Source organism: Sulfurimonas sp. (assembly GCF_028694605.1).
GTDB lineage: Bacteria > Campylobacterota > Campylobacteria > Campylobacterales > Sulfurimonadaceae > Sulfurimonas.
On the sequence record NZ_JAQVKP010000001.1, the window covers coordinates 270,274 to 282,078 of the forward strand.

Sequence of the window (11,805 nt, forward strand, 5' to 3'; positions counted from 1 at the left end):
AAAGTGGGTTAATCTGTCTATGAAAGTTACATGAGCGTTAGGGGAGAGCCTAACGTGAATAATAGAATGCAAGTTTACGCTTGATACTTTAAAAAAATAAAGAGGAGAATAAATGAGTAAGTTTAGAACTCAAAATCCAGGCAATCAGCCTGTATGGGTTAACACAAGCAATTGTAAAGCATGTGATATCTGTGTATCAGTTTGTCCGTCTGGTGTGCTTGGAATGGTGTATGAGCCTACATCAACTCTTGGCGCTATGATATCTGTTCAGCACCCAGAAGCTTGTATAGGTTGCATGGAGTGCGAATTGGCATGTCCTGACTTTGCTATCTATGTGGCAGAAAAAGGTGAATTTAAATTTGCGAAACTTACTGATGAGTCAAAAGCTCGTCAAGCTGCTGTTATTGCAAACAAATATAGATCACTAAGCGAAAAAGGAGCTAGATAATGGCAACTAGAGAAGTTATTTCAAGTGGAAACGAATTGTCTGCATTAGCTGCAAGAGATGCGGGATGTAAGTTTTTTGGAGGTTATCCAATTACTCCATCAAGTGAAATTATGCATGAGATGTCTGATTTGATGCCGGAAGTCGGCGGAGCATGTATCCAGATGGAAGATGAGATTGCAGGTGTTGCAGCGGCAATCGGAGCAGGAATGAGCGGTGTTAGAACTATGACTGCTACATCCGGTCCCGGTATTTCACTAAAAGCTGAAAATCTTGGTTTGGCTCAAATGACTGAAGTTCCGTTGGTTGTTGTAAACGTTATGCGTGGCGGTCCATCAACCGGTCTTCCGACTCGTGTATCTCAAGGAGACGTTGCTCAAGCGAAAAACCCTTCACACGGTGACTATAAATCAATTACGGTTTGTGCAGGTTCATTGGCGGAGTGCTATACTGAAACTGTTAGAGCATTTAACTTGGCAGATAGATTTATGCAGCCTGTATTTGTTCTTTTGGATGAGACTTTAGGGCATATGCATGGAAAAGCAGTACTTCCAACAGAAGAAGAAGTTGCAGCGGGAATCGTTCCAAGAAAAGTATTTGAAGGTCCTGCGGAAGAGTATTTTCCGTATCAGTGTGAGCATGACCAGCCGGCAGTTCTAAACCCTATGTTCAAAGGGTATAGATACCACTTTACAGGTCTTCATCATGATAGAAGAGGTTTTCCAACCGAGGAGATTGAGACTTGTAGAAAACTAATACAGAGACTTGAAGACAAAGTTGAACTGCACAAAGATGAAATTGAATCAAATGAAGAGTTTTTCTTAGATGATGCAGAGATTATGATTGTTGCTTACGGTTCAGTTTCTCTTGCGGCAAAAGAGGCTATCCGCCACCTCAGAGCAGATGGCATAAAAGCAGGGCTCTTTAGACCAATTACACTTTGGCCAAGTCCGCAAGACAGAATGAGAGAGCTTGCTGCTAGAATCCCAAAAGTTCTATGTGTTGAGTTAAATATCGGTCAGTACAGAGACGAGGTTCAGCGTGCAACGGGAAGACTTGATATCAACGGATTATTTAAAGTAAACGGAAGACCGATTTCCCCTTATGAAATTGTTAACAAAGTGAAGGAGCTCTAAGATGGCATTTAATTATGAAAATTATTTAAGACTTGAGAAGATGCCGACACTATGGTGTTGGGGTTGTGGTGATGGTGTAATTCTAAAAGCTTTTGTGAGAGCTATTGACAGCCTTGGTATTAATAAAGATGATGTTTGTGTAGTTTCAGGTATCGGATGTTCAGGAAGATTTTCATCTTATGTTGATTTCAACACAGTTCATACGACCCACGGAAGAACGATAGCATTTGCAACCGGTATCAAACTTGCAAATCCTACTAAGCATGTTATATGTGTTGCAGGAGACGGTGATGCACTTGCAATCGGCGGTAACCACACTATCCACGGATGTAGAAGAAATATAGATATAACTTTTATCATTATTAACAACTTTATCTATGGTTTGACAAACTCTCAAACAAGCCCTACGACCCCGCAGGGTATGTGGACTGTTTCTCAACAAGCGGGAAATATCGACCCTACTTTCAATGTAGCAAACTTGGCAATCGCTGCCGGAGCTTCATTCGTAGCAAGAGAGACTGTAAATGATCCTAAAAAACTAGAAAAAACTATGGTAAAAGCGCTGGAGCATAAAGGCTTCGCACTTCTTGAAGTTTTATCAAACTGCCATATTAACCTTGGTAGAAAAAATAAGATGAACTCTGCGGTTGAAAACTTAAGCTGGATAGACAGCATCACGGTTTCTAAGAAAAAATACGACACTCTGGCTCCGGAAGAACAATTGAATCTACTCCCTACTGGTATCTTAAAACAAGATACGGAAGCCGCAGAGTATTGTGATATGTATGCTGAAGTTGTAAAAGTACATCAGGGTAAGAGAAAAACGATTACTCAAGATGACTTTAAGAAAAAAATATAAGGAGACACACAATGGCTAGAACATTAATGAGATTTACGGGCGTTGGTGGACAAGGTGTTCTTCTTGCAGGAGAGATTTTTGCAGCGGCAAAGATTAAGACAGGCGGTAACGGATTAAAAACTGCTACATATACTTCACAAGTTCGCGGCGGACCGACCGTCGTTGATATTACTTTGGATGATGATGAGATTTACTATCCGTATGCAAATGACGGTGAGATTAACTTCATGCTCTCTGTTGCGCAGGTAAGTTATGACCAGTTTAAAAAAGGGGTTCAAGAGGGCGGAACTATCGTTGTTGACCCTAACCTTGTAAAACCTAGTGAAGAAGATACAAAGAAGTGGAATATTATTGAGATTCCGATTATTACTATTGCAAAAGAGGAAGTCGGCAATGTTATTACTCAGTCCGTCGTTGCTCTTGCTATAGCAAACACGATTATGAAACCTCTCGATAGAGAAGTTCTCATAGAGACGATGTTGTCAAAAGTTCCTGCCAAGGTTCACGATGTAAATAAAAAAGCTTATGACCTTGGTGAAAAATACGCAAAAGAAGCTACAAGTAAGTAGTCTTTATATATCTGTGCCGGCTTCTTAAAAAGAGGGCATAGATAACTTTAGCAGCTCTGAGGAGCTGCTTTTTTTATGCAAATAGCTGATATTAAATAATATCTATAATATTATAAAATATTAAACTCTAATGCTTTCCCAAAAAAACTCCACATGTTTTTCAAATTGAGTTGAGAGATTTGTGGTTGAGCCACTGTCAAATCTCAAAAGCGTAATCTGAAGCCTGATGTAGAAGAGGGTGGACAAAAACTCATAAGCAACCATCATGGGATCTGCTGAGCGAATTAGAGAGTTTTGCATCATTATAAAAAATGCTTCGGAGAGAACTTTTACATTTTCATTATGAAATTCACTCATAAACTGCTCTCTAAGCTCTCTATTTTGAAAAAGCTCTATCATAAGCAGCCTAAACATATTTTCGTTGTTTTTGTCAAATGTAAGAAGTTTGTACTGCATCGCAAATTTCTGTAAAAACAGTTTTCCCTTCAATGCTGATTCTTTTATATCGCTATTGTTTTGAGAGAATGGTGTTGTAAAAATCTCTTTTGCAACGCATAAAAAAATCTCCTCTTTATTTTGAAAATGATTATATAGCGCGCTCTCCCTAATTCCTACTTCCGAAGCAATTTTTCGCACGCTGGTAGCTTTAAAACCATGTTCTGAAAAGAGAGTAGATGCTGCTTTGAGTATCTTATCTTTAGTGTTTATTGTTTTTTTATTTAGCGTATTTTCGGGCATGTGGCAACCTTTTTATTGTATGAACAAATGTTAATGTATTTATAATTATAAATGAACGGTTGTTAATTTAACCTTATATCAAGTGAACAGTTGTTCATCGGATTACAAGGTATAATGAACAATTGTTCACTTGTGAATAAAACCAGACGAACACTTGCTCACCGTCAGTACAATTTGAGTTAAAGGAATTTTTTTGTAAACTTCCGCAGGTACAACAGATAGCAACTTGAAATATTTCAAGAGGAAAGTCCGAGCTGCTCTAAGAAGGTGTTCCATTTAACGAATGGCCGCAGTGATGCGAGGGAAAGTGCAACAGAGAGAAGACTTCCGCTTTAGCGGTAAAGGTGAAAGGGCGGTGTAAGAGACCACCAGTCTTTATAGCAATATAGAGAGCTTGTAAACCCAACATGGCAGCAAGAAACAGATGGTCAGCGTCTTAGGGAGCAAGTAAATGGTAATAATATGCTGTTTATTTGCTTATGCTACTGTTTCGCTAGAGTTACTATGCAAATAGTAAAGTAGATTAATGCTATCAATACAAAACTCGGCTTACGTTGTGCCTAAAACACCATGTTGAAATAATGCAAAATTTTATTTCTTGAATGAAATACTATTTAATATAAGATAGCTCATATGCAAAAAAAATTACCAAAAAGAAAGGCTTGAGGATAAACCTAGAAATAGGCACTTTTATAGAAATTATTTTCAAGAGAATTTACATTATGTTAACCAATGTAAAAAATTATATTTCAAAGAGACAATTATCATGAGTGATAGAAAACAACAGCTTATCAATGACATCCAGAATTTGCTCAATAGCTATGATGGTGTCAATAAAACATCAATCAATCCAAATATTTTAGAGTTTATGGATGAAGATATGCTTATAAGCATTATCGATTCTCTTTTGCAGCAAAAAGAATATGCCAAAGAGCCTGATTTGGAGTGGTTGGAGAGATTTAAAAAATATAATTAAATAACTATAGTTGCTATCAATCAAAAACAGTTTCATTTGTTACTGAATTGTCTGTATAATTATAAATCACATAAAAAAAGGATACTTAAATGTCTAATATAGATTTAGTGCAGCTTACACAGGAAACAAAGAAGCTCACGGCAATGGTTGTTGAGGATGAAAAAGTTGCTAATGAACTTTTAAGCTCAACTTTCAAAAATTTCTTTTCTGATGTTAAATCATGCTTCAATGGTAAAGAAGCTTTAGAAGCTTATCTTAAATCAGCTCCGGATGTTGTTTTTGTTGATATTATAATGGCAGAGATGGATGGTATAGAGCTTTCACGTAAAATTCGTGAAATTAACCCTACTCAAATCATCATTGTTATTTCTGCAAGCAATGATATTGAAAAAATATCTGAGTCTATAGAAGTTGGTGTAAATAGCTTTATACAAAAACCTATTGATACGAAAAAAATCATAGAGTTGCTTGGAAATGTTGTTGCAATGGTTGCTAAAAAGAAAAAAGTTGAGACAAAAACATTCTCTATCTCTCTTCCACTAGATATTTATGAACTAGTGAACGATAATGCAAAGGCAGAGAGTATTTCTAAAAATGCTGTTATTATCAGAGCGCTTCGCAGTTTTTACGAATAATAAAAAATACTGAGTTTTAGGAATTATTAAGAAATAGATCTGTATAATTTCGGCTCAGTAACAAATACTGACAGAGTGGCCCCGTCGTCTAGCGGTCAGGATCCCAGGTTTTCATCCTGGTTACAGGAGTTCGATTCTCCTCGGGGTCACCAACTTTCACTTCTTTTCATACGACAATCAAGCGTTATATACCTAAGTCATCAATATGTATCGCAATTTCAGCCGTCCATACTTCTGTAAAACTAAAAATCACAACACCCATTCTACGCACCTTTAAAAAAAGTGCGTAGAACCCCTATTCTACTTGATTAGCTTCTGTGCAACAAGCCCATTGACCACGCTTGGGTTTGCTTTGCCGCCTGTAGCTTTTAGAACTTGACCTACAAAAAAACCAAGCAGATTAGTGTTCCCTGCTCTAAACTTTTCCACATTGTCCGGATTTTTTGCAATTATCTCATCAATAATAGGCTCAATTACAGCAGGGTCGCTTATCTGGATAAGTCCCTTAGCTTGAACTATCTGCGTAGGGTTTTCTCCATTTGTAGCCATCTCTTCAAAAACCTCTTTAGCTATTTTATTTGAGATGGTGCCATCATCAATCATTTTAACAAGTTCTGCTATCTGGGATGCAGTAAACTTTAGCTCACCGGATTGTTTCTCTTTAAACTCTCTTGCTACTTCATTTGCTATAATGTTGGCAATAGTGACAGGTGAGTTGTGTAGTGAGAGTGTATTTTCATAAAAAGAAGAGAGTTTTTCATCTCTGGCTAAAATCTCGGCAACCATGCCCTTTAGTCCAAGTTCATTGATATATCTGTTAAGCAGTATCTGCTCTGCTTCACTCATGGCTTCAGCTTCACCCTCAATCTGAACCCTTTTATCGTCTGCTTTTTCTATCTTGGTGCTACTTTTTTCTATGCTGCTTTTTTTGCTCCAAGACTCTTTAAGACCTACGATTTTGTTAAAAACTGGTTTTGCGTCTGTGTAGTCAATGGAATCGGCGTAAAAATACCCATGTCTTTCAAACTGGAATCTAACATCAGGCTTATCTGTTACAACCGCAGGTTCGACAAGCGCATTTTGTATGATTTTTAAAGAGTCAGGGTTGAGATCTTCCATGTTTTGCGGGTTTTCGCAAGCATAAAGTCTCTCATAAAGCCTTACCTCTACTTCTTTGGCAGACGCAGCATCCACCCATTGGATAGCACTTTTGACTTTTATGCCGCTTGTGTCTTGTCCGCTTTTGGAGTTTGGGCTGTACTCTGCTATTATCTCTGTTATATCGCCGTTTTTGTCTTTTTTAACCTCTTTACATGTAATGATATATGCATTTTTGAGACGTACAGGCTGCTCTGGCGTAAGACGGAAGTATCCTTTTGGAGGATTTTCATCAAAGTCATCACGCTCAATATATATCTCTTTGGAAAAAGGTATCTTTCTTGACCCCTCTTTTGGTATATCATCAGGATAATATGAGGCGTCAAGCTCTTCACTGCCATCATAGTTGGCTATTGTTACCTTTAGTGGGTTAAGCACACACATAACACGAGGTACTTTTGTGTTTAGATCATCTCTGATACAAAACTCAAGCTGTGAGACATCAACGGTGGAGTTTGCTTTTGCTATGCCGATTTGATTACAGAAGTTTAAAATGGATTCTGGTGTATAACCTCTTCTTCTAAGTCCTGCAATAGTAGGAAGGCGAGGATCATCCCATCCGCTTACTTTTTTTTCATTAACCAACTCCAGAAGCTTTCTTTTGCTCATAACGGTATAGTTGATTCCAAGTCTTGCAAACTCATGTTGATAAGGGCGCGGTGGTTGGAGTCCAAGTGTTTCTAACACCCAGTCATAGATATCACGGTTGTTCTCAAACTCCAACGTACAGATAGAGTGGCTGACACCTTCGATGTAGTCGGATAGGCAGTGACCAAAGTCATACATAGGATAAATTGCCCACTTGTCCTCTGCTCTGTAGTGATGTGCATGTCGTATGCGGTATAAAAGCGGATCGCGCATCTTCATGTTTGCAGCAGACATATCTATCTTGGCACGAAGAACATGTTCACCGTCTTTAAACTCACCGTTTTTCATTCTCTCTAAAAGGTCTAGGTTCTCTTCAACACTGCGCTTTGCATATTCACTGCGACGCCCGGCTTCTGTAACAGTACCACGGTACTCACGCATCGTCTCTTCATCCAAGCTGTCAACATAAGCTTTGTCCATCTTGACAAGCTCTATGGCATACTCGTAAAGTTTGTCGAAATAGTCTGATGTATAACGCACATCGCCATTCCACTTAAACCCAAGCCAAGTAACGGCATCCTTAAGCGCTTCAACATATCTCGTGTCTTCGGTAGTTGGGTTTGTATCGTCCATTCTAAGGTTGCAATACCCGTTGTAGTCGCGTGCAATACCGAAATTTATGGCTATGGATTTGGCATGCCCGATATGAGGGAAGCCGTTTGGCTCCGGAGGAAACCTTGTGATAATATTTTTGTATTTGCCTGATTTTAGGTCTTTTTCAACTATTGTGCGTAAAAAATCTTTGTGTTCACTCATTATTTGTCAAACCTTTTCATTTTAAAACTGTTGTCGGTTGCATTTTATCAAATTGGAGCTTATAGCTCAATTTCCTTTGATTTCATCGCTTTTTAAACAAAGAACTTCCTTAGCTAAAACTTGATAAAATTCCAAAATTTAGATTAAACAGGAATATAAATGCTTAGATTTGCGTTTAGCCCGACTAGCGATATAAATATTGGTGATTTAAGAGTTGCCATATTGAACTATATTGTCTCAAAGCAGAGAGGTGAAGGTTTAATCGTTCGCATAGAAGATATGGATAAAGAGAGAAATATAGAGCAAAAAGAGGAAGAGATGCTCGGTATTTTGGGACTTTTTGGTATTGAGTACTCTCATGTTGTTCACCAAAGCCAAAATTTTCGTTTTCATGCGGCGATGGCTCTGCAACTTTTGCATGAAGCCAAGGCGTTTAATTGCTTTTGTTCACCTCAGTGGCTTGAAAAAAAAAGAGAAGAGGCTAAAAACAACAACGAAGCATACAAATATGATGATGCATGTGCTTCTTTGCCTGCAGAACTTGTCATCGACAATGAAAATCCATTTACCGTGAGAATAAAAAAGCCACAAGAACCCATAATAATAAAAGACTATATTAATGGTGAAATGATTTTGAAACCTCAAGATGTAGAGAGTTTCATCATCATGAGCGAGAATAAGAGACCGACTTACAGCTTTGCCTGCGGAATTGATGATATGTTAAGCGACATATCTTTAGTCATCTGTGATGAAGAGCACCTAAGTGATGCACCCAAAGAGGATTGGATTCGAACATTGCTTGGTTATCAAAAGAAAATCGAATATGCCCATCTTCCTCTTATGCAAGATGGTACTTCAAGCGTAAAGTGGCTTCTTGAAGAGGGTTATCTCCCTTCTGCGATTGTAAATTATTTAATATCAACAGTAAATAAGCCGCCAAAGGATATATTTACTATGCAAGAAGCCCTAGAGTGGTTTAGCTTGGAAAATATATCCAAATCCCCTGCCCGCTTTGATATCAATATGCTAAAGCAGCTTAATAGGGAGCATCTAATGATGCTTGATGCCAAAGAGCTCTCACGTTATGTCGGTTTTGCAGATGAAGAAATAGGAAAGCTTGCAAAAGTCTATCTTGAAGAATCAAGCACAACCAAAGAGCTTAGAAGCAAGATAGGTGCTATTTTTGCGCTAAAAGATATTCCTGAAGAGCTAAGAGAGTCATCGGCGGTGATTGCCGATATCATCAAAAAGGCACCCTGCTTCGATAGATATGAAGAGTTTGAAAAACATGTCATGCAAGAGTCCGGCATAAAAGGTGAAAATCTTTTAAAATCCATAAGACTTCTTCTTACGGGCAGCGAACACGGTCCTGATATTGCCGCTATATATCAATGTGTCAAAAATTATATAGGTGAGATTGTCAAATGAGTATTTTAGTTGAAATTATCCAAGGGTTAGGTTCAATCGTTTTAGGAATTATCAATGTTTATATATGGGTAATTATAATATCTGCACTGCTTAGTTTTGTCAATCCAGACCCGTTCAATCCTATAGTTCAGTTTTTATACAGAATTACAAATCCCGCCTATATGTTTGTAAGGAGATTTGTCAGAACAAACTTTAACGGTTTGGATTTGGCGCCGCTAATCATAGTGATTGGCTTGCAGGTTATCTTGGTAGTACTAAGCGCTCTCTTAAGAGCACTCTGATTTACTCTTTTTTATATTTTAGTATCGCAGCAGATAGTGATTTTTCATCACTAAGAGATAGATTTATTTTATCTGCTGTTTCAAATGCCACCAGATAGTAGGTATTCCAGTTATTTGTCGTATCGATAAGGTGCGAAAATTGGTTCTCTTTAGGCAATTTTTTTATCTTTACCGGTAATTTGGAGTTTAAAGTAAGTTTTAAACTGCTCTCTATACCATCTTCGACGCTATGTAGCTCTTTTGCCTCTTTAAGGTAGATAAATATGAAGAAATACTCATGCTCATTAAAGGTTTCCGGATAAACTTCATTAAGATATATTGCTGAAAAAATTCCTCTTACATCCCCGTTTTGTGAGACTATTTTGCTGCTTTGAAGACTTGAAGCACTTAGTTCTTTTGTTTTATCCATATCAAATGCAAAAAAAGCGTTTTTTTGAGAACACCCGGTAAAAAACAATAAAAAAGTCAAAAATAAAATAATATTTTTCATCTCAATCCCTATAATACCAAACAACATCCAGCATGTATAGTTGGACGTGTTTGGTATAAATAATGGGAGAATTATAGCTTATTAAACAACCTTTTAAAGACTATTTTGTATAATCGCTAAAATTTTAATAAAGTATGACCATTGAAAAAAAGATTAGCAGTTGCATTTACAGGACCCTCAAATAGCGGTAAAACGACACTTATACTTAAAATTGCCAGAAAGCTTATCCATGACCATAAGAAAGAGGTTGCTATCATAAAGCATGACCCAAAAGACAAGGCTCGTTTTGATGTTGAAGGCAAAGACAGCTATAAGTTCTCAGATACGGGTGCAGAGGTTATCGTGACTTCTCCAAATCGCACAACATACTTCTCTCAAAAACATAAAGATTTAGATGAAATGATAAGGCTTTTTGACAAATTTGATATTTTGCTTGTAGAGGGGCTTAAAAATCTCCCCCTTCCCCGCATCAGTGTTTTTAGAGACTCTTTGGATACTGACTATTTTCCATACATGGATGCATTGGCAACGGATGGAAGCATAGATATGAGCAGGTACGATTTTCCAAAAAATGTTGCCGTTTTAAACCTAAACAATTGTGAAGATGTGATAGAGTGGATATTTAAAAATGCAAAGGAAGTGTAAAAATGACTGATATATTTAGTGCTATACAAAGAAGCGCCATACGCATAAAAGATGCGATTGATACGAAAGATATAGGGTATTCACAGCAGGAAAACAGCTCCGGTGAAACGCAGCTTCAGCTTGACATCAAGTGCGATATGATTATTGAAGAGGAGTTTTCAAATGTCGCTTCCATCCACACCATAGCAAGTGAAGAGAAGGAGCATGCGGTAATGCTGCATGAAGAGGGCAAATACTTCATTGCTTACGATCCGCTTGATGGCTCATCGCTAATTGATGTAAACTTAAGTGTTGGTTCTATCTTCGGAATCTATGAAAACGCATTTGGCGCAAAAAATATGGTTGCTTCGTGCTATGTGGTTTTTGGTCCTCGTGTCGAGATGGTTTTTGCACACAATAAAGTAAAGCTTCATTTGCTTCAAGGCAAAGAGTTTGAGTTTGTCAAAGAGATTCGCTTAAATGAAAAAGGCAAACTCAATGCTCCCGGCGGAACACAGCAAAACTGGGGATCTTACCATAAAGAGATGGTAGATAGCTTCTTTGCAGAGGGGTATCGCCTGAGATACTCCGGCGGAATGGTTCCGGATTTGCATCAGATTCTTCTTAAAGGCGGTGGACTTTTTAGTTACCCTGCTACATCGGATAAACCAAAAGGAAAGTTGCGTAAACTTTTTGAGGTTTTTCCTTTTGCCTTTATCTTTAAAAAAGCCGGTGGAGAGGCTATTGACGGGAGAGAAGATTTAATGGAGCTTGCGTATGCCAATATTCATGACACTTCACCATGCTTTTTTGGCTCACGCTATGAGTTGCAAAGAGTAAAAGAAGTTTATGCAAACAACTGAGCCGCAAATACTTGACAAGTTTGAACTCCATCTTGATGAGATGATAGAAAAACTTCAAAACTGTCAGAGAGAAAAAGAGGTGAAGAGTTGCAGTAGTTGCGAACTTTACTTTGAGTGCGAACTAAGAAGTAGTTATGTCAAAGCGGTTTACAACAGTATGTCTAAAGGTGATACCGGTGGATTTGAATTTTAAGGAAAT

At 37.9% G+C, this 11,805-nt stretch carries 14 protein-coding genes, 1 tRNA gene and 1 other RNA gene; 13 read left to right on the forward strand and 3 right to left on the reverse strand.

All coding sequences use genetic code 11. The features are described 5' to 3' along the window. The first annotated feature begins 112 nt into the window (after window positions 1–112). The 4 genes from PHY84_RS01345 to PHY84_RS01360 are packed head-to-tail and all read left to right on the forward strand — an operon-like array spanning window position 113 to window position 3,009. Window positions 113–448, forward strand: coding sequence for a 4Fe-4S dicluster domain-containing protein (locus PHY84_RS01345; RefSeq protein ID WP_299856927.1), 336 nt, complete (start codon window positions 113–115; stop codon window positions 446–448). Continuing rightward, the gene (locus PHY84_RS01350; protein ID WP_299856929.1) at window positions 448–1,581 is read left to right on the forward strand and encodes a 2-oxoglutarate synthase subunit alpha; all 1,134 of its coding nucleotides are present in this window, start codon (window positions 448–450) and stop codon (window positions 1,579–1,581) included. Before PHY84_RS01345 ends, PHY84_RS01350 begins: the two co-directional genes overlap by 1 nt. 1 nt (window position 1,582) lies before the next feature. After that, window positions 1,583–2,440 (forward strand): 2-oxoglutarate ferredoxin oxidoreductase subunit beta, encoded by an 858-nt coding sequence (locus PHY84_RS01355; RefSeq protein WP_299856931.1) that lies wholly within the window; start codon window positions 1,583–1,585, stop codon window positions 2,438–2,440. An 11-nt stretch (window positions 2,441–2,451) separates the two neighbouring features. Then, entirely contained in the window at window positions 2,452–3,009 is a 558-nt protein-coding gene (locus tag PHY84_RS01360) for a 2-oxoacid:acceptor oxidoreductase family protein (RefSeq protein WP_299856933.1), read from the forward strand. Between the two features lie 120 nt (window positions 3,010–3,129). Here PHY84_RS01360 and PHY84_RS01365 read toward each other — a convergent pair whose 3' ends face one another. Next, window positions 3,130–3,747: a TetR/AcrR family transcriptional regulator gene (locus tag PHY84_RS01365; protein ID WP_299856935.1), complete on the reverse strand. Its 618-nt coding sequence runs from the start codon at window positions 3,745–3,747 to the stop codon at window positions 3,130–3,132. A 206-nt stretch (window positions 3,748–3,953) separates the two neighbouring features. On the opposite strand from PHY84_RS01365, the gene rnpB reads away from it, so the two are divergent. The 4 genes from rnpB (at window position 3,954) to PHY84_RS01385 (ending at window position 5,510) form a co-directional block, all read left to right on the forward strand. Next, window positions 3,954–4,314, forward strand: an RNA gene (gene rnpB / locus PHY84_RS01370) — RNase P RNA component class A. A gap of 199 nt (window positions 4,315–4,513) precedes the next feature. Continuing rightward, window positions 4,514–4,723, forward strand: coding sequence for a hypothetical protein (locus PHY84_RS01375; protein ID WP_299856937.1), 210 nt, complete (start codon window positions 4,514–4,516; stop codon window positions 4,721–4,723). Window positions 4,724–4,812: 89 nt separating this feature from the next. Then, complete coding sequence (locus PHY84_RS01380; RefSeq protein ID WP_299856939.1) at window positions 4,813–5,358, forward strand: response regulator; 546 nt, start codon at window positions 4,813–4,815, stop codon at window positions 5,356–5,358. Window positions 5,359–5,435: 77 nt separating this feature from the next. Further along, a tRNA-Glu gene (locus PHY84_RS01385) sits at window positions 5,436–5,510 on the forward strand. Between the two features lie 148 nt (window positions 5,511–5,658). Here the strand turns inward: PHY84_RS01385 and PHY84_RS01390 are convergent. Further along, a complete protein-coding gene (locus tag PHY84_RS01390) occupies window positions 5,659–7,920 on the reverse strand; it encodes a glutamine--tRNA ligase/YqeY domain fusion protein (RefSeq protein WP_299856941.1) in 2,262 nt (753 codons plus the stop codon). Window positions 7,921–8,079: 159 nt separating this feature from the next. Between PHY84_RS01390 and gltX the strand changes: the two genes are divergently transcribed. Continuing rightward, complete coding sequence (gltX, locus tag PHY84_RS01395; protein WP_299856943.1) at window positions 8,080–9,348, forward strand: glutamate--tRNA ligase; 1,269 nt, start codon at window positions 8,080–8,082, stop codon at window positions 9,346–9,348. Next, window positions 9,345–9,629, forward strand: coding sequence for a YggT family protein (locus tag PHY84_RS01400; RefSeq protein ID WP_299856945.1), 285 nt, complete (start codon window positions 9,345–9,347; stop codon window positions 9,627–9,629). Before gltX ends, PHY84_RS01400 begins: the two co-directional genes overlap by 4 nt. A gap of 1 nt (window position 9,630) precedes the next feature. Here the strand turns inward: PHY84_RS01400 and PHY84_RS01405 are convergent, their stop codons facing one another. After that, window positions 9,631–10,119: a hypothetical protein gene (locus PHY84_RS01405; protein ID WP_299856947.1), complete on the reverse strand. Its 489-nt coding sequence runs from the start codon at window positions 10,117–10,119 to the stop codon at window positions 9,631–9,633. Between the two features lie 141 nt (window positions 10,120–10,260). On the opposite strand from PHY84_RS01405, the gene mobB reads away from it, so the two are divergent. The 3 genes from mobB to PHY84_RS01420 are packed head-to-tail and all read left to right on the forward strand — an operon-like array spanning window position 10,261 to window position 11,799. Then, complete coding sequence (gene mobB / locus PHY84_RS01410; RefSeq protein WP_299856949.1) at window positions 10,261–10,764, forward strand: molybdopterin-guanine dinucleotide biosynthesis protein B; 504 nt, start codon at window positions 10,261–10,263, stop codon at window positions 10,762–10,764. Between the two features lie 2 nt (window positions 10,765–10,766). Beyond that, the gene (locus tag PHY84_RS01415) at window positions 10,767–11,606 is read left to right on the forward strand and encodes a class 1 fructose-bisphosphatase (protein ID WP_299856952.1); all 840 of its coding nucleotides are present in this window, start codon (window positions 10,767–10,769) and stop codon (window positions 11,604–11,606) included. Beyond that, on the forward strand, window positions 11,593–11,799 hold the full coding sequence (locus PHY84_RS01420) for a hypothetical protein (protein WP_299856953.1): 207 nt from the start codon (window positions 11,593–11,595) through the stop codon (window positions 11,797–11,799). The genes PHY84_RS01415 and PHY84_RS01420 overlap by 14 nt, the downstream gene beginning before the upstream one ends. Window positions 11,800–11,805 lie beyond the last annotated feature (6 nt).